Source organism: Candidatus Avelusimicrobium caledoniensis (assembly GCF_902756455.1).
Lineage (GTDB): Bacteria > Elusimicrobiota > Elusimicrobia > Elusimicrobiales > Elusimicrobiaceae > Avelusimicrobium > Avelusimicrobium caledoniense.
Window position 1 is genome coordinate 73,892 of sequence record NZ_CACVRB010000004.1, and the last position, 22,345, is coordinate 96,236.

General features: G+C 46.1%; 23 protein-coding genes. 19 read left to right on the forward strand and 4 right to left on the reverse strand.

Annotated elements, in window-relative coordinates; translation table 11 throughout:
- Positions 1 to 47: 47 nt before the first annotated feature.
- Entirely contained in the window at positions 48 to 1,367 is a 1,320-nt protein-coding gene (locus ACQY2W_RS01710) for a peptide MFS transporter (protein WP_428048852.1), read from the reverse strand.
- 280 nt (positions 1,368 to 1,647) lie between these two features.
- Here ACQY2W_RS01710 and ACQY2W_RS01715 point away from each other — a divergent pair, with 280 nt between their 5' ends.
- The 10 genes from ACQY2W_RS01715 (at position 1,648) to preA (ending at position 12,476) form a co-directional block, all read left to right on the forward strand.
- Complete coding sequence (locus ACQY2W_RS01715; RefSeq protein WP_428048853.1) at positions 1,648 to 2,130, forward strand: type IV pilin protein; 483 nt, start codon at positions 1,648 to 1,650, stop codon at positions 2,128 to 2,130.
- 81 nt (positions 2,131 to 2,211) lie between these two features.
- On the forward strand, positions 2,212 to 2,985 hold the full coding sequence (gene rfbF / locus ACQY2W_RS01720; RefSeq protein WP_428048854.1) for a glucose-1-phosphate cytidylyltransferase: 774 nt from the start codon (positions 2,212 to 2,214) through the stop codon (positions 2,983 to 2,985).
- The gene (gene rfbG, locus ACQY2W_RS01725; protein WP_428048895.1) at positions 2,973 to 4,058 is read left to right on the forward strand and encodes a CDP-glucose 4,6-dehydratase; all 1,086 of its coding nucleotides are present in this window, start codon (positions 2,973 to 2,975) and stop codon (positions 4,056 to 4,058) included. The genes rfbF and rfbG overlap by 13 nt, the downstream gene beginning before the upstream one ends.
- Entirely contained in the window at positions 4,043 to 5,401 is a 1,359-nt protein-coding gene (gene rfbH, locus ACQY2W_RS01730) for a lipopolysaccharide biosynthesis protein RfbH (protein ID WP_428048855.1), read from the forward strand. Before rfbG ends, rfbH begins: the two co-directional genes overlap by 16 nt.
- Complete coding sequence (locus ACQY2W_RS01735) at positions 5,394 to 6,281, forward strand: NAD-dependent epimerase/dehydratase family protein (protein ID WP_428048856.1); 888 nt, start codon at positions 5,394 to 5,396, stop codon at positions 6,279 to 6,281. The genes rfbH and ACQY2W_RS01735 overlap by 8 nt, the downstream gene beginning before the upstream one ends.
- An 11-nt stretch (positions 6,282 to 6,292) precedes the next feature.
- Entirely contained in the window at positions 6,293 to 7,375 is a 1,083-nt protein-coding gene (locus ACQY2W_RS01740; RefSeq protein WP_428048857.1) for an N-acetylneuraminate synthase family protein, read from the forward strand.
- 1 nt (position 7,376) lies between these two features.
- On the forward strand, positions 7,377 to 9,152 hold the full coding sequence (locus ACQY2W_RS01745; protein WP_428048858.1) for a thiamine pyrophosphate-binding protein: 1,776 nt from the start codon (positions 7,377 to 7,379) through the stop codon (positions 9,150 to 9,152).
- Positions 9,153 to 9,161: 9 nt separating this feature from the next.
- Entirely contained in the window at positions 9,162 to 9,989 is an 828-nt protein-coding gene (locus tag ACQY2W_RS01750; protein WP_428048859.1) for an alpha/beta hydrolase family protein, read from the forward strand.
- A gap of 17 nt (positions 9,990 to 10,006) precedes the next feature.
- Positions 10,007 to 11,251, forward strand: coding sequence for a methyltransferase RsmF C-terminal domain-like protein (locus tag ACQY2W_RS01755; RefSeq protein ID WP_428048860.1), 1,245 nt, complete (start codon positions 10,007 to 10,009; stop codon positions 11,249 to 11,251).
- Between the two features lie 40 nt (positions 11,252 to 11,291).
- The gene (gene preA, locus ACQY2W_RS01760) at positions 11,292 to 12,476 is read left to right on the forward strand and encodes an NAD-dependent dihydropyrimidine dehydrogenase subunit PreA (RefSeq protein ID WP_428048861.1); all 1,185 of its coding nucleotides are present in this window, start codon (positions 11,292 to 11,294) and stop codon (positions 12,474 to 12,476) included.
- A gap of 65 nt (positions 12,477 to 12,541) precedes the next feature.
- Here preA and ACQY2W_RS01765 read toward each other — a convergent pair whose 3' ends face one another.
- Positions 12,542 to 13,219 (reverse strand): M15 family metallopeptidase, encoded by a 678-nt coding sequence (locus ACQY2W_RS01765; RefSeq protein ID WP_428048862.1) that lies wholly within the window; start codon positions 13,217 to 13,219, stop codon positions 12,542 to 12,544.
- A gap of 114 nt (positions 13,220 to 13,333) precedes the next feature.
- Here ACQY2W_RS01765 and ACQY2W_RS01770 point away from each other — a divergent pair, with 114 nt between their 5' ends.
- Positions 13,334 to 14,365: a haloacid dehalogenase-like hydrolase gene (locus ACQY2W_RS01770; RefSeq protein WP_428048863.1), complete on the forward strand. Its 1,032-nt coding sequence runs from the start codon at positions 13,334 to 13,336 to the stop codon at positions 14,363 to 14,365.
- Between the two features lie 121 nt (positions 14,366 to 14,486).
- Here the strand turns inward: ACQY2W_RS01770 and ACQY2W_RS01775 are convergent, their stop codons facing one another.
- Positions 14,487 to 15,749, reverse strand: a complete 1,263-nt coding sequence (locus ACQY2W_RS01775) for a permease (protein ID WP_428048864.1) — start codon at positions 15,747 to 15,749, stop codon at positions 14,487 to 14,489.
- 20 nt (positions 15,750 to 15,769) lie between these two features.
- Positions 15,770 to 16,510, reverse strand: coding sequence for an acyl-[acyl-carrier-protein] thioesterase (locus ACQY2W_RS01780; protein ID WP_428048865.1), 741 nt, complete (start codon positions 16,508 to 16,510; stop codon positions 15,770 to 15,772).
- Positions 16,511 to 16,629: 119 nt separating this feature from the next.
- On the opposite strand from ACQY2W_RS01780, the gene ACQY2W_RS01785 reads away from it, so the two are divergent.
- The 8 genes from ACQY2W_RS01785 to ACQY2W_RS01820 all read left to right on the forward strand — a co-directional run bounded on the left by ACQY2W_RS01785 (position 16,630) and on the right by ACQY2W_RS01820 (position 22,330).
- Positions 16,630 to 17,007: a MerR family transcriptional regulator gene (locus ACQY2W_RS01785; protein ID WP_428048866.1), complete on the forward strand. Its 378-nt coding sequence runs from the start codon at positions 16,630 to 16,632 to the stop codon at positions 17,005 to 17,007.
- 21 nt (positions 17,008 to 17,028) lie between these two features.
- Positions 17,029 to 17,568 carry a flavodoxin family protein gene (locus tag ACQY2W_RS01790; RefSeq protein ID WP_428048867.1) on the forward strand — a complete coding sequence of 180 codons (540 nt, stop codon included), beginning with the start codon at positions 17,029 to 17,031 and terminating at the stop codon, positions 17,566 to 17,568.
- A 23-nt stretch (positions 17,569 to 17,591) separates the two neighbouring features.
- A complete protein-coding gene (locus ACQY2W_RS01795) occupies positions 17,592 to 18,542 on the forward strand; it encodes a DUF362 domain-containing protein (protein ID WP_428048868.1) in 951 nt (316 codons plus the stop codon).
- A 6-nt stretch (positions 18,543 to 18,548) separates the two neighbouring features.
- Positions 18,549 to 18,968 (forward strand): acyl-CoA thioesterase, encoded by a 420-nt coding sequence (locus ACQY2W_RS01800; protein WP_428048869.1) that lies wholly within the window; start codon positions 18,549 to 18,551, stop codon positions 18,966 to 18,968.
- A gap of 151 nt (positions 18,969 to 19,119) precedes the next feature.
- Positions 19,120 to 20,205 (forward strand): MlaE family ABC transporter permease, encoded by a 1,086-nt coding sequence (locus tag ACQY2W_RS01805; RefSeq protein ID WP_428048870.1) that lies wholly within the window; start codon positions 19,120 to 19,122, stop codon positions 20,203 to 20,205.
- On the forward strand, positions 20,202 to 20,975 hold the full coding sequence (locus tag ACQY2W_RS01810; protein ID WP_428048871.1) for an ABC transporter ATP-binding protein: 774 nt from the start codon (positions 20,202 to 20,204) through the stop codon (positions 20,973 to 20,975). The genes ACQY2W_RS01805 and ACQY2W_RS01810 overlap by 4 nt, the downstream gene beginning before the upstream one ends.
- Positions 20,956 to 21,759 carry an MlaD family protein gene (locus tag ACQY2W_RS01815; protein ID WP_428048872.1) on the forward strand — a complete coding sequence of 268 codons (804 nt, stop codon included), beginning with the start codon at positions 20,956 to 20,958 and terminating at the stop codon, positions 21,757 to 21,759. The genes ACQY2W_RS01810 and ACQY2W_RS01815 overlap by 20 nt, the downstream gene beginning before the upstream one ends.
- A 1-nt stretch (position 21,760) precedes the next feature.
- Positions 21,761 to 22,330 (forward strand): PqiC family protein, encoded by a 570-nt coding sequence (locus tag ACQY2W_RS01820; protein ID WP_428048873.1) that lies wholly within the window; start codon positions 21,761 to 21,763, stop codon positions 22,328 to 22,330.
- Positions 22,331 to 22,345 lie beyond the last annotated feature (15 nt).

Consider the following 22,345-nt stretch of genomic DNA (forward strand, 5'->3'; position numbering starts at 1 on the left):
AGATTTTGCGGGGGTGTTTCATCAATTCTGTTTTGGCGTTTAAACACTTATTGCACGCCGTTCATCCACTTCTTAATCGGTTTAATCAGCACCAAGAGGACCAGCGACGCGCAGATCGGCACGATCACCGGCCACGTGAAGAACTGTTGCAACGTCATCTTGCTGAGTTGGCCCGAATAGAGCCCGGCCAGTTTCCCGGCCACGGACGTCGCCAAAAACCAAATTCCCATAAATAGCGAGATAAACTTTGTAGGCGAAAGTTTTGTTACCATAGAAAGCCCCACTGGGGAGAGGCACAGCTCGCCCATGGTAAACATAAAGTACGCGCCCACGATCCACATAATACCCATTTTGTTATCGCCGCAGACGATCGTGGAGAGTAACAAAATAATATACCCGGAGGCAATCAACCAAAACGCCACCATAAATTTAGCGGGCACGCTTAAATCTTTGCCTTTTTTGCCCAAGTTTACCCACAATTTGGAGAGCACCGGAGCGAACAACATAATAAACAACGGGTTAATAGATTGGAACCACGCCGTCGGAATTTCAAACGATTTGCCGAAGAAATGGATAATGCGGTCCACGTGTTGGTCGGCAATTAAGTTTAAGGCCGCGCCTTTCTGTTCAAAGATTGCCCAGAAGAAAATGGTAAAAAACGCCATAATACAAATTACGGCGATACGTTGCCATTCTTCCCGGGTAAGTGGCGCGTTATTTACTTCTTTTTTTACGCTTTCCTTTACGTATTCTTTGGGGGCTTTGCCTTTGCCTTGCAAGTATTTATCTTTCCCCCAGATAAATAACGCGAGCCCGAAAATCATACCTACCGCCGCCGAGCCGAAACCGTACGCCCAACCGAATTTATGCGCCAACGTCCCGGCGATGATGCCGGCCAAGAACGAGCCCAAGTTAATACCCATGTAAAAAATGGTAAAACCGCCGTCGCGGCGAGGATCATTTTTTTCGTACAAATCGCCGACGATACTGGAAATGTTCGGTTTGAAAAAACCGTTACCGATGATAATTAAGCCCATCGCCACCCACACGGCGGGTAGCGATCCTTGGCCCATGCACAGCTGCCCCAGTGCGATACAAATACCGCCGATGATAATGCACGCGCGTTTGCCCAACCACCGGTCGGCAATATAGCCGCCGAACAGGGGCGAGAGAAAAATTAAGCTCATCAAATTGCCGAAATATCCGCTGGCGGTTTCGGTAGAGAGTAACAATTCTTTGGTAAGGTACAAAATAAATAAGGCCTTTAACGAATAGAAACTAAACCGTTCCCACATTTCCGTGGCGAACAAAAGGTAAAGTCCCGCGGGTTGTTTCTGTTTGATTTGAGGGGTTGCTATGTCTGACATAAAAGCTCCTTCCGGTAAAATGGGTACTTACTTCCCCATTATAACATTATTTCTATATGAGCACGCAAGGGGGTTGTTACATTGAAAAGCGACAGTGTAAATAGAGTGTGGCTACAAGTAAGTAGAAGTTGGATCTCCATTTGCCTGGGCCCGGCAAGGGGCTTTTCTGTATATATTTTTCTCTCGCTCGTCATCCCGCAGAGTTTCTATGCGGGATATAGCGAGAGAAAAAATAAAACTTGACATCGTTTTTTTATTTAATGATAAAAAAGGAGGTTGTATGAAAAAAAATCAAGCGTTTACGCTGATTGAATTGTTGGTTGTCGTTCTCATTATTGGCATACTCGCGGCGGTGGCACTTCCGCAATATCAAAAAGCGGTGGAGAAAGCCCGCATGAGTGAAGCTGTTACACTCGTGCGTGCGATTGCTAACGCCAACCAAGTTTTCTATCTGGCTAACGGACGCTATGCCGCGCAAAATGAAATTGAATTATTAGACGTAGAAATTCCGGGAGCCATTTATGAAAATACAACTTATTCGGGCCGTATTGAAACGAAATATTTTGTCTATTCACCGGGCAATTCGGCAGACGGCAACATTATTGCCGTGGCCCAACGCAAGCCCTTTGCTATAACGTATTTCATCTATGTCAATTACACTGAACCGGAGCGGATACATTGTTATGTGGACAATTCCCAATACAATCCGCCTGCCGTTCAACGCAAACTATGTGAGCAATTAAACGCAAACGGCACGTTATAGCTGTCCGGTTTTCCTCTTGTGTGACCGGGGTAGATTTACTACAATGAAAAAAGAGATTATCCGGCCGCAACAGGAGGGAATATGAAAGTCCTTATTTTAGCTGGTGGTGTGGGCTCGCGCCTGAGCGAAGAAACCGTTTTGAAACCCAAACCGATGGTGGAAATCGGCGGGCATCCTATCCTGTGGCACATTATGAAGATGTACTCCCATTACGGGTTTAACGATTTTGTTATTTTAACCGGGTACAAATCACACGTTATCAAAGAGTATTTTGTCAATTATTACCAACGCTATTCCGATATTACCGTCAATATGGTTACTAACGAAGTAACCGTCCACCAAACCCGCCAAGAGCCGTGGACGGTCACCATGCTCTATACGGGGCAAGATACCCTAACGGGCGGACGCATTAAAAAAGCGGCTGCTTATATCGGTAACGAGCCCTTTTTACTCACGTATGGCGACGGCGTAAGCGATGTGGATATTCCCGCCACAATTGCCGCACACAAAGCGTCCGGCAAGCTGATCACCATGACGGCCGTAAAACCTTCCGGCCGTTTCGGCGCGCTTAGTATTGACGAGAACAACACGATTACCTCTTTCCAAGAAAAACCGCAAGGCGACGGCGCGTGGGTCAACGGCGGATTTTTCGTCTGCGAACCGCAGGTGTTAGATTACATTAAAGGCGATGTCTATTTTGAACAAGCCCCACTGGAAAAACTGGCCAAGGACGGGCAATTACACGCTTACAAACACAGCGGTTTTTGGCAACCGATGGACACGCTTAAAGATAAAAAATTACTGACCGATTTGTGGTACAGCGGCCAAGCGCCGTGGAAGAAATGGGAGAATTAACCGTGTTCCAAGATATTTACCGGGGCAAACGGGTGTTAGTCACCGGGCATACCGGGTTTAAGGGCGGCTGGCTTGTGTTGTGGCTTAAAGCACTCGGTGCCGAGGTTTGCGGCTATGCACTCGCCCCCAATACTACGCCCAGTTTATTTGAAGCCGCGCACGTAGCGCAGGGTATTACGTCTGTATTTGGCGACGTGCGTGACCGTGCACTATTACTTAAAACCTTTCAAGAATTTAAACCGGAAATTGTTTTTCACTTGGCGGCCCAACCGCTGGTGCGTACGTCGTATGACGAGCCGGTGCTTACGTATGAAACCAACGTGCTCGGCACGCTGTACGTGTTGGAAGCGGCCCGCCAAACGCCTAGCGTAAAAGCCGTGGTCAATGTAACTTCCGATAAATGTTATGAAAACCGGGAGACCGTCCATAACTATACCGAACAAGACCCGATGGGCGGATATGATATGTACTCGTCTTCCAAGGGGTGCTCGGAAATTTTAAGCTCGTCTTACCGTCGTTCATTTTTGCAAAGTAGCGGCTATGCACTCGCCACCGCTCGTGCCGGAAACGTCATCGGCGGGGGGGACTGGGCCGCCGACCGTTTAGTGCCCGATTGTATCCGCAGTATTGTAGCCGGAAAACCGGTTGAAATTCGCCGCCCGTCGGCGGTGCGTCCGTGGCAATATGTGCTAGAGCCGCTGTCGGGCTATTTGCTGCTCGGGCAATTACTCTATACGCAAGGGCGCACATACGGTGAGGGGTTTAACTTCGGGCCCGAGCCGGGCGCGACTATTAACGTAGCTGAATTGGCCGAAAAAATAGTGCAAGCTTACGGACAAGGCACGGTGCACGTGCACGAAGAAAACGGCGTGCATGAGGCCAATTTGTTATCGTTATCTATTGATAAAGCCAAAAACCGGTTGGGTTGGACACCCACCTATGACGTAAATGAGGCCATTACACAAACCGTGCGTTGGTATCAGGCGTTTTATACGGGAAAAGAAGACATGCACGCGCTGTCCGTAGCGCAAATTCACGCGTATCAAGAGAAAATCTCATGGAAAAAGAATTAAGACAAGCCGTCAAAGACGCGGCCCGCCGTTATTACCAAAGCGTACACGGCACGAAAAAAGAATTTAACTATATCCCGCCGTCCGGCAAACTCTTGGACGAAGAAGATTTATTGCAACTCATAGACGCCAGTTTAGATATGTGGCTTACGGCGGGCCGCTTTAACGACCAATTTGAAAAAGAATTTGCCCAATTTTTAGGCGTTCCGTTTGCGCTGACCACCAACTCCGGCTCGTCGGCTAATTTGCTTGCGCTGACGGCTCTTTCCTCTCACAAATTGGGCGATAAACGCCTTCAAAAAGGCGACGAAGTCATTACCGTGGCGGCGGGATTTCCTACCACCGTCAACCCCATTATCCAAAACGGACTCGTTCCCGTGTTTATAGATTGTGAAATTGCCACTTACAACATTGACGCTACACAAATTGAAACGGCTATTTCCCCGAAAACGAAAGCTATTTTTCTTGCCCATACGCTTGGCCACCTGTTTGATATGGAGCGTATTTTAGCACTTTGCCAAAAATACCACTTGTGGCTGATTGAAGATTCGTGCGATGCGTTAGGGGCCGAGTGGAACGGACGCAAGGCCGGCACGATTGGGCATATCGGTACGTACAGTTTTTATCCGGCGCACCATATTACCATGGGTGAGGGGGGCGCGGTGGTAACAAGTGATCCGCAACTGCACCGTATTTTGCGTTCGTTACGTGATTGGGGACGCGATTGTTGGTGTAAGCCCGGCACGGATAATACGTGCAAGTGCCGCTTTTCCATGCAACTGGGCAATCTGCCCGCCGGATACGACCATAAATATACTTATTCCCACGTAGGATATAATTTAAAAATTACCGATTGGCAAGCCGCGTTGGGTATTAGTCAACTGAAAAAATTACCCGCGTATCTAAAAAAACGGGCTGAAAACGCCGCCTATTTAACCCAACACTTAGCTGATTTGAAAGACTATTTAATTTTGCCCACGGTGCGTGAAAACGTCAAACCATCGTGGTTTGGGTATTTGATTTCCGTGCGGCCCGGTGCGCCGTTTACCAAACAACAATTAGTTGAATATTTGGAAAATCACGGCATCGGCACGCGCCAACTGTTTGGCGGCAATTTACTGCGCCAACCAATGATGACGGAAAATGAAATCAGCTTGCGTATCGGCCCGTCGGGTCGGTTTACCTCGTGTGAATTGGGCGAAAAAGAATATGCACTTTTACCAAACACCGATTTTGTGATGAATAACACGTTTTGGGTGGGCACGTTCCCGGCACTTGGCGAAAAGGAACTGGCCCGTACCGTACAAGTAATACACGATTTTATAAAAGAGAAAATACATGCGTAAAAAAATCTTACTCACCGGCGGAAACGGCTTTATCGGCAAAAATATTCAAGAGAGTTTTTTGGCCGAAAAGTACGATATTACTGCCCCACGCAGTTTTGAGTTAGATTTGACGGATACTTCTGCCGTAGACGAATTTTTCCGCACGCACTCCTTTGACGCAGTTATTCACGCCGCTGCGAAGCCCGGCCACCGAAACGCTAAAGATAAAACAAACTTGTTTTATACCAATATGCGTATGTTTGAAAATCTAGCGCGCCATACGGATAAATTCGGCAAGCTAATCAATATAGGTAGCGGGGCCGTATATGATGTGGCCGCCGATAACCGGCTGGTTGGCGAAGATCAAATCGGCTTGCGCGTTGGCAAAGACGAACACAGCTTTTGCAAATATGTGATGTATAAGCGTATAGAAACTATACCAAACGCGGTAGATTTAAATATTTTTGGTATCTTTGGCAAGTACGAAGATTGGGAAATACGTTTTATTTCTAATGCCATTTGCAAGACATTATTTGACTTGCCCATTACCTTGCGGCAAAACCGCCGTTTTAGCTATTTATACGTCAACGATTTAATGCCGGTGTTGGACTATTTTATTTCGCACGAAGTAAAATACAAAAGCTATAATATCACGCCGGACGAGGAAACGGAACTGTTGCAAGCGGCTCAAGTGGTGCGGGAAGTATCGGGCAAGCCGGTGGATATTCGGGTAGGTAAACCGGGGTATGGGCTTAATTACTCCGGCAGTAATAAACGTCTTAAAAATGAAATGCCCGCTGTTGCGTTTACCCCATTTAAACAAGCCGTGGAGGAATTATTTTTGTATTATCAAAGGAACCGGGAACGGATAGATAAAAAATTATTGCTAACGGACAAATAAAGGAGCACACTATGAAAAATAAAATTTTTGAGGACTTATTTGTGTTGGAACTTGCCAATAACCATTGGGGCAAGCGCGAACGCGGCATTAAAATTATTGAAGATTTTGCCAAAATTGTCCGTTTTAATAATGTCCGCGCCGCCATTAAACTGCAATTTCGCGACGTGGACACTTTCATCCACCGCGATTTTAAAACCCGCCAAGACATCCGCTATATTAGCAAAACCATGGCGACCAAAATGGATATAAAAGACTACCAAATCTTGGTAGATACCGTACGTAAAAACGGATGTATTACCATGGCTACGCCTTTTGATGAAAAATCGGTAGATACGTGCGTGAAATTGGGTGTAGATATCATCAAAATTGCGTCGTCCGATTTGAACGATTGGATTTTGATTGAAAAAATTGCCACCACCCGCAAACCCGTCATTGTGTCCACGGGCGGCTCTTCGCTTAAAGACATTGACGATTTAGTCACGTTTTTTGAACACCGCGAAATTCCCTTGGCTATCAACCATTGTGTTAGTGTTTATCCGTCGGAAAAAGAAGAATTGGAACTGAATCAAATTGATTTTTTAAAAAACCGCTATCCGGGCCACGTGATCGGGTTTTCCACGCACGAGTATAACGAGGATATTGAAAGCTCTATGCTGGTTGCCTACGCCAAAGGCGCGCGCACGTTTGAGCGGCACATTGACATTGAGGCGGACGGTATTGCTGTGTCTCCTTACTGTTCGTTGCCCGGCGATGTGGACCGTTGGATAAAAGCGTATCACAAGGCGGTCTTGCTTTGCGGGCACAGTGCAACGGCAAAAACTATTCCGCCGCGTAAAGAAATTACGTATTTGGACGCGCTCGTGCGCGGTGTATATGCCCGGTGGGATTTGCCCAAAGGCCATAAACTGACCGACGAGGATGTCTATTTGGCTATTCCGTTGCAAAAAGGCCAAATTTCTTGCCGTGAACTGATGCGCGGCGAAGCGTTGCTGACGGATATTAAAAAGGACGAACCGATTAAAATCTCGCAAATTGACTGTCCGTACGCGCACGACGAAAAATTAAAGAAACTCATTGAAAACCGCGGCCTGTAATATGATGAAATTGTCCGATTACCTCGTAAAAAAATTAGAAAAAAAAGGCGTTCGCCACGTGTTTATGATTACGGGCGGCGGGGCTATGCATTTAGACGACAGTTTCGGCAAAAGTAAAAAAATTAACTGTATTTTTAACCATAACGAACAAGCCACCGCCCTGTGTGCCGAAGGATATGCCCGCGCGCGGGGGGAACTGGCTGTGGTGTGTGTGACCACGGGGCCGGGCGGGCTTAACTGTTTAAACGGTGTTTTCGGCGCGTGGACGGACAGCGCGCCTGTACTGTTTATTTCCGGGCAAGTTAAATCGGCTACCACTTTGGCCCGTTGTCCCGGTTTGCCGCTGCGCCAACTGGGCGACCAAGAGGCCCCCATTACGCGTGTGGTAGCTCCACTTACCAAGTACGCCAAATCACTCACACAAGCCGACGAAGTGGAAGCGGTGTTGGAGGAGGCCGTTTATCAAGCCACTACGGGACGCCCGGGGCCGGTGTGGGTGGATATCCCGCTAGACGTACAAGCCGCGCTAATTGATCCTAAAAAACTTAAAAAATTTCAGCTACCCAAACCTAAAAAGAACGCGGTAGGAACTGTCCTAAAAAAAGCGGTGCCGTTACTACAAAGAGCCAAATGTCCCCTAATTGTAGCCGGGCACGGGGTGCGGCTTGGCCACCAACAAAAAGCATTGGGAAAATTGCTTGCCCAAACGCAAATTCCCGTTGTTACTACGTTTAACGGGTTTGATTTAATTCCGTCCGCATACCCCCGGTGGGTGGGACGTATCGGTACGGTGGGCCAGCGGGCCGGTAATTTTGCGTTGCAAAATGCGGACGTAATACTCTTTTTAGGTACGCGCAACAACATTCGCCAAGTCAGTTATAACTGGGAAAATTTTGCTAAGAACGCTAAAAAAATTGTGATAGATATTGACCCGTCCGAACTTAAAAAACCAACGGTAAAACCCGATTTATCCGTCTGCGCCGATTTAAAAGACGTACTGCCCGCTCTGGTGCGCGCGTTGCGTAAACCGCTTGGTGAAAACCCGTGGCGCATCTATTGCCAAACATTACGCAAAAAGTACCCGCCCTTGCGCGAGTTTGTAATTAACCCCGCCGGGAAAGTGCACCCGTATTATTTTATGGAGCAGTTGTCCGCCCAATATAAAGGTCCGGTGGTGATGGCTAACGCAACGGCCTTTGTGGCGTTTTTTCAAACGGCTACTATCCACCCGGGGCAACGGGCATTTTCCAATTCCGGCTCGGCCTCTATGGGGTACGGCTTGCCGGCGGCGATCGGCGCGTGTGCGGCATTGGGTAAAGAGGTTGTTTGCTTGGAAGGCGACGGCAGTATCATGATGAACTTACAAGAATTGCAAACCGTCAAAACAAACCGTCTGCCTATTAAAATTTTTATTATTAAAAACGGCGAATATAGCTCTATCATCCAAACCCAACGCAATTTTTTTAAAGGGCGGCTCACAGGTTGCAACGCTAAAAGCGGGGTGGAAGTACCCGATTTTGTGAAAGTGGCTCAATCGTTTGGCTTGCCTGCGGTGCGGCTTACCAAAAACAGCGGCGTAGCCAAAGGTATTAAAAAAGTGTTGGCCATGTCCGGTCCGGTGGTGTGTGAGGTAGATTGCACCTCCGATTATACGTTTGCGCCTAAGTTATCCGCGCGCAAATTGCCCGACGGCACCTTGATTAGCCCGACGTTAGAAGATATGTTCCCGTTTTTGGACAGGCAAGAATTTCAAAGCAGTAACTATCCTAAAAAATAAGAGGTATTTATGAAAAAAAGAATATATGTTTTACTTATCGGATTGGTTTTTGTCCTTTCCGGGTGTGCCACTGCTCAAGTGACCCAACCGTTTACCGTTCAGGGGGATCATGGGAAACTTTCGGCGGTATTAAGTACGCCTAAAGGCAAAAAGACGTATCCGCTTGTGATGATTGTGCACGGTTTCAACGGCAGTAAAAATCTGCCGCTTATGGTGGAAGTAAACAAACAAATTCAAGCGCGCGGTATTGCTACCGTGATATTTGATTTTAACGGACACGGGGAAAGTGAAGGGAGCTTTTTGGATATGACGATCCCCAATGAAATAGAAGACGCCCGCCGCATTTATGAATATGTCAGCCAATTGCCGCAAGTGGAATCGGTTTCCATGGTGGGTCACTCGCAAGGCGGTGTAGTGACGGCTATGCTGGCAGGAGAGTTAGGAGCCGACAAAGTGAAAACGATTGCCCTAATGGCTCCGGCGGGAGAATTAAAAGACGATACGGCGAAGGGCGATTTGTTCGGCACAAAATACGACCCCAAAAATGTGCCGGAATATATCACGTTATATACGGGGCTTAAAGTAGGACGCGCTTTCTTGGAGACGACCCCGCACCAACCTATTTATGAAACCTCTGCCGGATATACGGGGCCGGTGTTCATCATACACAGCGTAGATGATGAATTAGTGCCTTACGAGTATGGGGAGCGTTTCCGTCAAATCTATAAAAACGTGCAAATGACTACGCTGCACGATTACGACCACAGCTTTACCCAAGACCAAACAGCTGTGAGCAAAATGGTTGCCGATTATTTTGAGCAAGCATTAAAGAAATAAAAATTTGTAATGGGGCTATGTCTCTACCGCAAGAATTTATTGCCAATACGGAAAACTTGTTCGGGCCGGAGCGTTGGCAACGGTTTGTACAGGCGTTTGACGAAGAACCCGTTACCAGCGTCCGTTTGAATCCGTTTAAACAGCCGGAAAAACCGATTTTCCCGTCCATGACCCCCGTGCCGTGGTGCAAGTACGGGTATTGGTTGCAAGAACGGCCTAATTTTACGTTGGATCCGCTTTTTCACGCAGGTGTTTATTACGTGCAAGAGGCGGGGTCTCTTTTTTTAGATCATGTGGTGCACGCGCATGTAACGGCTCCGGTGTTGGCGTTAGATTTGTGTGCTGCTCCGGGGGGAAAATCTACTTTAATGCGCGCGGCCTTGCCGCAGGGCTCTGTGTTAGTTAGCAACGAGCCCGACCGCCGCCGCGCGAGTATTTTGCTTGAAAATATGCTTAAACAAGGCCACCCGGACGTACTTGTAACGCACAATTACGCGCACGATTTTGCCAAAACGGATTGGATGTTTGACGTGATTTTGACCGACGTGCCTTGCTCGGGCGAAGGGCTCTTCCGCCGCGACGAAAGTGCCGTGCGGGAGTGGAGCATAAATAACGTGCAGTTTTGCCGCAACCGCCAACGCCAAATTTTGCAAGACATTTGGCCGTGTTTGCGCCCCGGCGGTCTTTTAATTTACAGTACGTGTACGTTTAATACTTGCGAAAACGAAGAAAACGTGCGCTTTATAGCGGAAGAATTGGGCGCGGAAATTTTATCTGTCCCGGTTGATCCGTCGTGGCAGATTACCGGCTCGTTACTTGACGGGTGGAACGGCCCGGTGTATCGCTTTATCCCCGGTACGACGAAAAGTGAAGGGCTTTTTATGGCGATACTTCGCAAAAAAGGGGAAAGTTCCGTGCGCGCGCTGTTGCCTTCTTCTGCCCGAAAACACGCCCAGGCGCACGCGCTGATCCATTTGCTTTCCGACGGTATACCGCAACCCGAACAAAAAGGGAAAGACCTTATTCCTTCTGCGGCGCAAGCGCTTTCTATCAATCTTTCACCGGCTGAACATCCGCGCGTGGAACTGTCTTTAGAACAAGCGCGCCGTTATTTGCACCGTGAAAGTTTTGCCTTGCCTGCCGCTACGCCCAAAGGGTTTATTGTGGTAACGTACAAAAATCATCCGCTCGGGTTTATGAAAAATCTGGGCGACAGAGCCAATAATTTGTATCCCAAAAATTGGGCCATACGCAAATTGTAAAATTGCTACAATGAAATAAAATTACTTAATAGGAGTATTTATGTCCCATATTCTACGAACTTCTTTTTTGGGAATTGATTTTGAAAACCCGTTTTTGCTTGCGTCTGCCCCGCCAACCGCTTTGGTGGAAAGCATTGATGTCGCTTTTGAAATGGGGTGGGGAGGGGCCGTTCTTAAAACGATTACTCCCGACGATTTGGAAATGAACGAGGCCAGCCCGCGTTATGCCGTTTTGCAAGATAAAAAGCGCATTATCGGGTTTCAAAACATTGAATTATTAAGCCACCAAACTGTTAAGTATTGGTGCGACGGTATTAAATTCTTAAAACAAAAATACCCGCATAAAGTGGTCATTGCCAGTATTATGGCACCTGTCCAAAAAGAGGCGTGGCAAGATTTAGTAAAAACCATCAATAATACGCCGGCAGATGCTTTTGAACTCAATTTTTCGTGTCCGCACGGTATGCCGGAAAAAGGGATCGGTATGGCAATCGGTACGGACCCGGAAATATCGGCCCAAATTACCCGCTGGGTCAAAGAGGTAGCCCAAAAACCCGTGTTTGTAAAACTTTCTCCGAACGTGTCCAATATCGCCGCTATCGTCCGGGTTGTGGAAAACGCTCATGCCGACGGCCTGGCCGCTATCAATACGGTACAGGGATTTATGGGGATAGACCTAAATACATTTGAGCCGCTGCTTAACGTCAACGGGAAAACCGCGTACGGCGGGTGTTCCGGAACAATGATTAAACCGATAGGACTTCGTTGCGTGGCACAAATGCGTCAAGCCAGCAAACTGCCTATTTTGGGACAAGGGGGCATTTCCTCTTGGGAAGATGCGGCGCAATATATAGCCGTCGGCGCGGACGCCGTGCAAGTTTGTACGGAAGTTATGCTAAACGGTTATAAAGTTATCGGCCAGATGGTAAAAGGGTTACAATCTTATTTGGAAGAAAAAGGATTTGCGGATTTATCGGCCCTTAAAAATAAAGCCATTGAGCGTATCAGTTCACATAAAGATTTACCCAAAACGCCGCTCACATACCCGCAAATTGCGCATGATAAATGCGGCCGTTGCGGCAAGTGTGTAACGATTTGCGGCGAGTCCGAACATCAGGCCTTGCGCTTAGAAGACGGATATATTACGTTGGATAAAACCCGTTGCGTGGGGTGCGGTTTGTGCCGGTTTGTTTGCCCGGTGGGAGCCATTAGTGCTGAAAGATAAATTAAGAAGTTTTATTTGAAAAAGGCCCCGTCAAACGACGGGGCCTTTTCTATAAGCAACCCATGTTATTCTACATCAAAGTTAAAATAGGTGTCTTTATACGGCTCGTCTTTTAACGTAAAGTGCCACCATTCGGAATCAAGCCCCACAAAGCCCGCTTTTACCATGGCATCATGCAAAATTTTTCGGTTTTTCTTTTGTTTCTTGGAAATTTTTTTATAATCCGGGTGTGAAATTTCCGAGAATAGATCAAACGTGCCGCCCATATCTACAAAGCCGCCGTCCTTTTTAATAATCGTCAAATCAACGGTGCTGCCGCGGCTGTGGCCCGATTTGGCCATAATATAATTCCCGGCGAGCAAGTCCGATTTTTCCAACGTGGGATAAAAAGATTTATCGCCGGGGTCGCTTGGGTTGTTGATCCACGCCACAAAATTATCCACGGCTTTTTGCGGGCGGTATGCGTCCCAAATAAGCAAGCGGTATCCTTGCGCGCGTAAATCTTCGGCGGCTTTTGCCAGGGCAGCTAATGCTTTTTTAGTCATATAGGCCCGGGGAGCTTTATAACCGTTGATCCGTTTTCCCGTAAAATTGTAGGACGAATAATAGCGGATGTCATATACGGCATCGTCAATAACGGTGCTGATTTGGGCAAAATCACTCTTATCGGTGGAAATAGTATCTGCCCAAACGGGGAACAAACAACCGGCTAGCAACACAATAGCAATAGTAAGTTTTTTCATAAATTCTCCTGCTAAGTATATAGTAACTATATCAAAAAATAATAGGGGGTACAAATTTTTAATTTAGCTAAAGAAAAATGATACAATCTCTATGTATTTTGCTAAGGAGATTTTATGAAACCGACAAAACATATTATTGCTATGCTCGCCTGTTTGGTCATGGTAAGCTGGCTGACTACCGGGTGTGCCCACTTCCAAAAAGACCAGTTGTCTCTTTGGACCGATACCGCCCCTGCTAAACAAGCATTGGCCGGTTATGTAAAAACAGTTACTGACCCTTCCTCACCGGACTTTATTCCCGTGGAAAACCGCGTGGCCGTGTTTGATTTGGACGGCACGCTTATTTTGGAAACAGACCCTACTTATTTTGACTGGGCCTTATTTGAACACCGCGTATTAGATGACCCGAATTATGAGCCGACTGAAGAACAACTGGCCGCGGCGCGGGCCTCGCGTGAAAAAGGTGTTTTCCCGTCCTTAGATGCTAACCGCGAAAAAATGGTTTCCGAGGCCTACCAAGGTATGACACTTGATGAATTTTACGATTTTATCCGTTCGTTTATGCAAGAAGACCAACCCGGTTTTGTAGGCATGAAACGCGGCGATATCTTCTACAAACCTATGTTAGAAGTAGTAAAATACCTCGTCAAAAATAAATTTACGGTATATATTTGTAGCGGTACGGACCGCCTGACCGTGCGCCCGCTTATTGAGCAAAATATGCCCTATATCCCCAACCGCCAAATTCTCGGTTCCGATAGTACCATTGTGGCTAATAAACAAGCCGATACCGACGGGCTTTCCTATTTGTTTAAAAAAGGCGACAAATTGGTGTTAGGTGGCAAAAACCTTGTTAAAAATTTGCAAATGAACAAAGTGGCTCTTATTGCCCAAGAAATCGGCGTACAGCCGGTGCTTGCGTTCGGTAATACGTTTAGTGACGCCAGCATGGTCAACTACACGATTAACGGCAACAAATATAAAGCACTGGGCTTTATGCTCATGTGCGACGATTTGGAGCGCGAGTACGGCAATATGAAAAAAGCCGAAAAAATGCGCCAAGATTGTAATACGTACGGTTGGATCCCGGTTTCCATGCGTAACGATTGGAAAACAATTTACGGGGAAAATATCAAACGGCGTTAATTTTAAAAAACATGTCGCCGGCGGATATTTTGGACCGGTACAGCGTGAAATAACTCATTAAAAAGTCCCGCAACTGCGGGACTTTTTATGTACTGTAATTTTGGGGGGGCAGGTGGTGTTTTCAGCTTTGGCGACCATTAAACGTAAATCCCAGGGCTTCTACCGCGGACTTTATTTCTTCGTCAGTAGGGTGCCCTTCCACCTGCGCAATGCCTTCACTTAAATTAACGGTCACTTGCTTGACGGACGGGAGTTTACCGATCGCGTTTATGACGTTGTTTTTACAATGGTTGCAATTCATCCCGCCAATGCGGAACACAACCGTTTCACGGGAGCAAGAGTCGTTTGTAAGGGAGGTTTCTTCCCGGTTTTTTTTAAACAGCATCGCATTAGCAAACAGTGCAAGCAAGATACACGAACAAATAATTTTAAAGTAATAAAAACTCCCGCCGACGTGGTGGGCGGTTACGGTAAAATTAGATATATCAAACCAAGCTGCCGGTAAAAAATTGTCTATAATAAGGCCGGAACCTATGGCCCCGATGATAAGCGTTGTTAAGTAGAGAACAAATGTTTTTTTACCTAAAACCTTACCTATGACCAACATGGAAGCAATATTGGCCGCCGGCCCGGCCATCAGTAACACAAGTGCCGTGCCCGGGCTCATCCCTTTGAGCATCAGCGCAATCGCTATGGGGATAGAGCCGGTAGCGCATACATACATCGGTACGGCAACCAGTAGCACCAGCAACATCGTCAAAATAGTATTGTTCCCAAATATCATAAAGAAATTATCGGGTACGAAATAAGTAATTAAGCCGGCTATCAGTAACCCAAACATCAGCATTTTGCCGATGTCTTCCATCATTTCCACATAACCGTAGCGGAAGATTTCTTTGATTTTTTGTCCCCACGAAAGATTTTTTTCTTGCCGGACGTTGGCTTGTTTGTTGTTTGACGGGAGCTTATTTGCTGAAGTAAAAACATTTGTTACAAGTCCCGCAAACAAGGCGGTGCATAAAGCCACTATGGGGCGAATAATGGCAAAGGGCAAGCCCAATAATGAATAGGTGGCAATGATAGAGTCCACCCCCGTTTGCGGAGTGGCTATTAAAAAGGAAATAACGGCACCGGTGGAGGCCCCTTCTTTATACAGGGCCATGGCGGTAGGGATTACCCCGCAGGAACACAGCGGCAACGGGATGCCAAATAAGGTGGCGTATACCACGGAAGTCCAATTGTTTTTGGATAAATACTTGGAAAACAAATGCTGCGGCACGAGCACGTGTAAGATACCGGCAAACAAGAAGCCAAGCAACAAGTAAAACGACATGGCGTTAAATATTGAAAAAACCGTTACGGCTATTTCCTTAATAAATTCCATAGGTATAATCCCCTGTTTTGTTAGACCCATTCACATTTAACGGCGCATAATTCTTCTTGCGTTTTGGTATGGATGAGGGTGTGTAACGTATGGTGGTCATCTTGTTTTTGCACTTTACTGGTAAGTTGTTCGCCGCATTTGATTTCTTTTTTGAAAATGATATCTATATTTTTCAATTTTTTTTCGTGTTTCCATTCGTACGGTAAAGGTTCTATGGCCCAAACAATGTAATTGCCGTTGTTGGCGTGCATATTGACGTCTATATCGTTGTAGCGTACGGTAAAGGTGGCTTGGTAATCGGTTTGGGTCAGCGGCGGAATTTTGCTAAATTTTAAATCTGTTTCGCCGGGAACAAATTTAATCATATTTTCGTTGCCCGCCAGCACTTCTCCCACGTGGGCAATGTCCAAGGTTTTGCTGTGTACCAAGGCCCATACGCTAGATGCCCGCGCACATAATGTTCCGTCTGCATATACTTCAAAATTGCGGTAGGCAAACAGCCGGTTATATCCGCGCGGTTGTGTTTTAATGCTCAGCTGTTTGACGTGTACCGGATAGTGGATAAATTCAATGCGGTACTTGAGCAGTACCCACATTAAATTTTGCGGGTAAATAGTACTGTACCCAAAACCCAACCGCTCGGCACTGTCGGCGGCTAAATCTTGAAAAAAGTTAAGTAGTGAAAAAGGTTTTAAACAGCCGTTACAATCGGTATCGGAGTAGCGGATAGGAATATTTTCTTCTGAAATTAAATGTTGCATAAGGCCCCCTGTTATTAAAGTATAGCAAAAGGAACCGCAGTAGCGCATTAAAGAAACACACTATTTTCACTTGACTTAGAGTAAACTCCAACTGCTACAATATATATTAAGGAGGGATCATGACCATTTCGCAAGTAAGCAAGCGGTGTAACATTTCGCCCGATACGTTACGTTATTATGAAAAAGAGGGGCTCATCTCGGTAGTGAACCGTACGGCGGGCGGGGTGCGGGATTATACCGAACAAGATTGCCGGCAAATAGAGTTTGTCAAGTGCATGCGCAGTGCGGGGCTTTCCATAGAAGTGCTCAGAAAATATTTTGAGTTATTTAAACGGGGCAAACGCACACTTAAAGCCAGACGAGATTTGCTGGCCACGGAACGTAAAGCGTTGCAAGAACGTTTCGCGGAACTGCAAGATACGCTTAAACGGTTAGATTATAAAATTTCCGTATATAACAAAGCCCTCAAATCTAAATCAAAAGAACTTAAATTTTAAGGTGTATATTAGGAGAAAACTATGAGTAAAAAAGTGTTAATTATATCTGCTTCGCCCCGCAAGGGCGGCAATTCCGATTCTTTGTGTGACCAATTTCTGTTAGGTGCCAAAGAAGCCGGACATAACGTGGAAAAAATCTTTTTGCGCGATCATAAAATTAACTATTGCTTAGGTTGCGGCGTATGTAATAATACGCACAAATGCGTACAAAAAGATGATATGAAAGCATTATTGGATAAAATGGTGGATGCAGATGTAATTGTGCTATCTACTCCGGTTTATTTCTACACCATGGACGGACAACTCAAAACTTTTATTGACCGCTGTGTGCCCAGATATACGGAAATTTCCAATAAAGATTTCTATTTTATTGTGTCGGCTGCCGATACCAATAAGAACAATTTGGCCCCTACCGTAGAGGGCCTGCGCGGTTTTACGCGGGATTGTTTGGACGGTGCAAATGAAAAAGGCATCATTTACGGCACGGGTGCTTGGCAGATAGGCGAAATTAAAAATCTGCCTGCCTACAAGAAGGCCTATGAAATGGGCAAAAAATGCTAAAAGAGTTAAACAGGAGAATGAAAATGAAAAAATTACTAACAGTATTACTGGGTTCTGTGCTGGTGGCAGCTTGCCAAACTGCCCCCAAAGTACAAGAGGCCTCTGCTGATAAACCTGTTGTTTATTTTACGCGGGATATCAGCCCGGAAGGTCTTGTCAAAATTTATGATAAGATTTCCCAAAACATTGACGGAAAAGTGGCAATTAAGTTTCACACCGGCGAGCCGCACGGCCCGAACATTTTACCTGTGCCGATGGTAAAAGCGTTGTGGAAACATATCCCGGGCAGCACGCTTGTAGAAACGAACGTGTTTTACGATTCCCCGCGCCAAACCACCCAAGGCCACCGCGAAACGCTGAAAACAAACGGGTGGACCTTTAGCCGAGTGGATATTTTAGACGAAGACGGTGCGGTGATGCTCCCTGTAAAGGGCGGTAAACATTTCAAAGAAATGTCTATGGGTAGCCATGTGCTCAATTATGATTCACTCGTTGTGCTGACACATTTTAAAGGCCATACCATGGGTGGCTATGGCGGCAGTATGAAAAATATTGCTATCGGCATGGCCGACGGAAAGATTGGCAAAAAGATGATTCACCAAAAAGGCGATAGCCAATGGGGCTATACCGGGGCGCGTTTCCAAGAAAATATGGTGGAATCTGCCAAAGCCACGGTAGACCATTTCGGTAAAAAAATTGTGTACATTAACGTACTGCGCCGCATGTCGGTAGATTGCGATTGCGCGGGTACATCGGCGGCTGAACCCAAAGCCCATGACATTGGTATTTTGGCCTCTACAAATATCGTAGCGGTGGACCAGGCGTCGTTAGACAAAGTGTACGCGTTGCCGGAAGCGGAACTGCACGATTTAAAAGAACGTATTGAATCCCGCGAAGGGTTACGCCAAATTTCCTATATGAAAGAACTCGGTATGGGAACGGGCGAATATACATTGGTAGATATGGACAAATAGGAAACCATGTTCGCTTATATTAAAAAAGCGCAATACCACGAAACAGACCAAATGGGCTTCATCCATCATGCCAATTATGTGAAATGGATGGAAGAGGCCCGTTTGGCCTACTTGGAGACATTGGGGTTAGGTTACCAACAAGTGGAAAACGAAAAAATCTTTTCCCCGGTTGTAAGTATCGCGGTGCGGTATAAATCTCCGGTGCATTTTGCCGACGAGGTGGAAATTCGCGTAACCGTAAAAGCGTATACTTCTGTCAAGTTAGAGCTTGCTTACGAATTTTTCAATAAAACTTCCCAAACGGTATGCGCGGAAGCATCCTCGCTACATTGTTTTATCCGAAACGGGAAAGTGATTTCTTTAAAAAAAGATATGCCCGCTTTGCACGGCAAACTTTTTGCGTTAGCACCCGGTAGTGCTAAATAATTTGTGTGCCGGACGGGCGCGTGCATCGGTTTTACGATGCACGGCCCGGACCGGTGAAAAGACGTAATTATAGAAAGATCTTCTTTTTTGACTCAGAACTGCTAAAATATCCATACAAGTTTAAGTCAAAAAAATCTATAATATTACCGATATGATTGATATTCAGACAAAAGGCGAAAGTGTAGTCTGCACTTTAAAAGGCGTGTTGGATGGTACGGCGCGTTTTCCTGCGTCTGTCTGTGGGCTACGTCACAAAAAATTACAACTGCTGGGCGACGGCATTGAGTCTTGGAACACAGATTTTGTAGCTATTCTTTTTAACACCTTCAAACATATTCCCAAAGAACATATTTCTTATTCCCAATTACCGCAAGGAATGGAACAGTTGCTTCGTCTTGCTTTTCAAGCTCCTTATAAAGAAACACAAATGACCCGGGAAAAACAACCCTTCTTGGAATGGCTGGGAGACAGAGGTATACAGGTGTGCCGCTGCGTAAAAAAAGGGTGTCTTTTTTTGTGCGGGTGTCTGTTTGCTTGGGGGCGGCAACTGCGCGGGAAAGCCGTTTACCGCAGTAAAGATTTTTGGATGATTCTGGCAGATTGCGGCCCGCAATCTATTTTGATTGTGTCGCTCATCAGCTTTATGGTGGGGCTCATTTTGGCTTTTGTGGGAGCCATACAGCTTAAAACATTTGGCGCACAAATTTATGTGGCCAGTTTGGTAACTATCGGTATGACGCGTATTATGGGGGCTATCATGACGGGGGTTATTATGGCCGGCCGGACGGGGGCCTCTTATGCCGCTACCATCGGTACCATGCAGGTGAATGAAGAATTGGATGCGTTGCAAACGATGGGAATTTCGCGCGTTGATTTCTTGGTCTTGCCGCGGATGAACGCACTGCTGTTGGCAATGCCTATTTTGATTTTGTTATCGGATGTAATGGGAATTTTAGGCGGTTGTTTTGTGTGTGTGTTGTTTTGGGAGATCCCTTTGGCAGAATATATAAAATATGCCACCAATTCGTTTTATTTGACCAACTTTTTGGTAGGGGTTTTTCACGGACTTGTTTTTGGACTTATCATCGCTTTATGCGGGTGTTATTTCGGAGTGAATTGTGGGCGCAACGCCGATAGCGTTGGGGCAGCTACTACCAAGGCCGTCGTATATGCCATTGTGTGGATGATTGTAATGACGGGTGTGCTTACCGCTCTTTGTGAGGGATTGGGAATATGACGAAACAAGATCCCATTATCCGGGTAGAAAATTTAAGCATCGGCTACGAGGATAAAATTATTATGAAAGATTTATCCTTTGATATCCCCCGCGGTGATATTTTTATCATCATGGGAGGGTCCGGTTGCGGAAAAAGCACGCTCTTGCGTACGCTTACCGGCCTTATTGCGGCGCATTGCGGACGGATTTGGATACGTGACACAGATTTTATACATGCCGGCCCGAAAGAAAAATTGGAAATTATGCAACGTAGCGGTATTTTGTACCAAGGCGGGGCCTTGTTCAGTTCTATGACGCTAGCGGAAAACGTGGCCCTTCCCTTGCAACAATATACCTCTCATACGCCGGATTTTATCAACCAGATTGTATCGTTTAAATTGGCGTTGGTGGGATTGGCGGGATATGAAGCGTATTACCCGTCGGAAATCAGCGGCGGCATGCGTAAACGTGCCGGGCTTGCGCGTGCGTTGGCATTGGACCCCGAAATTGTGTATTTTGACGAACCCTCTGCCGGGTTGGATCCGGTCAGCTCCAAAAATTTAGATGATTTGATATTGGAAATTAACAAAACTTTGGGCACGACGATTATTGTGGTAACCCATGAATTACCGTCCATCTTTGCTATTGGGAAGAACAGTATTTTCTTGGATAAAACCCTGCAAACAATTTCGGCCCGGGGGCGGCCGGATGAACTGTTGAAAAATCCACCCAACCGGCAAGTATATGAATTTTTAACAAGAGGAGAACAACATGAAAAAGGAACCAAATAAAAAAGCCATCGGGTTATTCTTAGTGATTGGATTTACACTATTTGTGGGGCTACTCGGGCAGTCTGTCTTTCACAAACTACATGCAGATACAAAAGACATGGCCGTCATGTATTTTAACGAATCATTACAGGGGTTATCCGAAGGGGCTCCTGTTGTATTTCAGGGAGTGGAATTAGGCAAAGTCACGCGTATTGTACTGGTGACGAATAAAAATGATTTGAACTTTCGTGTTGCTGTCTATGTCCGTTTCAAAGATACAGAGGTTATCAGTGAAGGTTCTCTTTGGGAAAAATTATTTAACAAAAACAAGGACCTTGATTTTCTAGATCTCATGATTAAAGAAGGCCTGCGCGCCCGGTTGGCTTCCCAAAGTTATTTAACGGGACAACTGCGGATTGATTTGGTGATGTTGCCGGATACGGAAGTGAAGATGTTTGAGAGTCCCAAAAAGGAAAATATCCAGCAAATTCCGACGGTCTTATCAACAAGGGAAGAATTAGCCCGCGGGTTAGACGGCCTTAAACTGCAGGAAATGGTCACACGTATTAACAACGTGACGGACGTGTTGGGGAAAGAATTGCCCGTTTTGTTGCCCGCGTTGCGGAAAAGTTCCCAGAGTTTGGATAAAACGCTAGCCAAGGTAGCCGGCAGCAGCGACGAAACTATTTCTAATTTAAATGAAGCGTTGCATGACGTGTCGGATGCGGCAAAATCACTGCAAAATCTGACTGATTATTTGGAAAGACATCCGGAATCTTTAATTCAAGGAAAAAAAGGAGAATAATATGCGACTGATAAAAATACTGATCCCTTGTTTGTTACTGGGCGGGTGTATTTTCGGAACGAGCCAAAGTTCAAAGTTCTATACACAATCGGCGGCTTCGGCGGGGGTTGTTTCTTCAAGTTATACGGCTTTTGTCGGAGTAAACAGAGTGCAACTGCCCAAATATATGGACCGTCCGCAAATGGTAACACAGCGGAAAAATTCTGCCCAAATCAATGTGTCCGAATATAACCGGTGGGTGGAACAGCCCTCTGTTTTAGCCACGCGCGTAATAGCAGAAAATTTAAGCGTACATCTTCCGTCGGCACAAGTTAAAATGAACCAATTAAAAGGGGAACGATTTGACCGGACGGTTTCAGTGGAAATTGTTAAACTCAATGCCGTATTGGGCGACAAAGCCGAATTGGTGGCTTGGTATACGGTGAAAGACAATACCGGCAAAGTGGTAACGCATCAAAAATTTACCGGGATCGTTTTGATTGAAAAAACATATGACGATTTGGCCAAAGGATATGGCGAGTTGTTGGCTAATTTAAGCCGGGATATCGCGGCTGTTTTAATTAAAAAATAAAACGTACTAAATGTT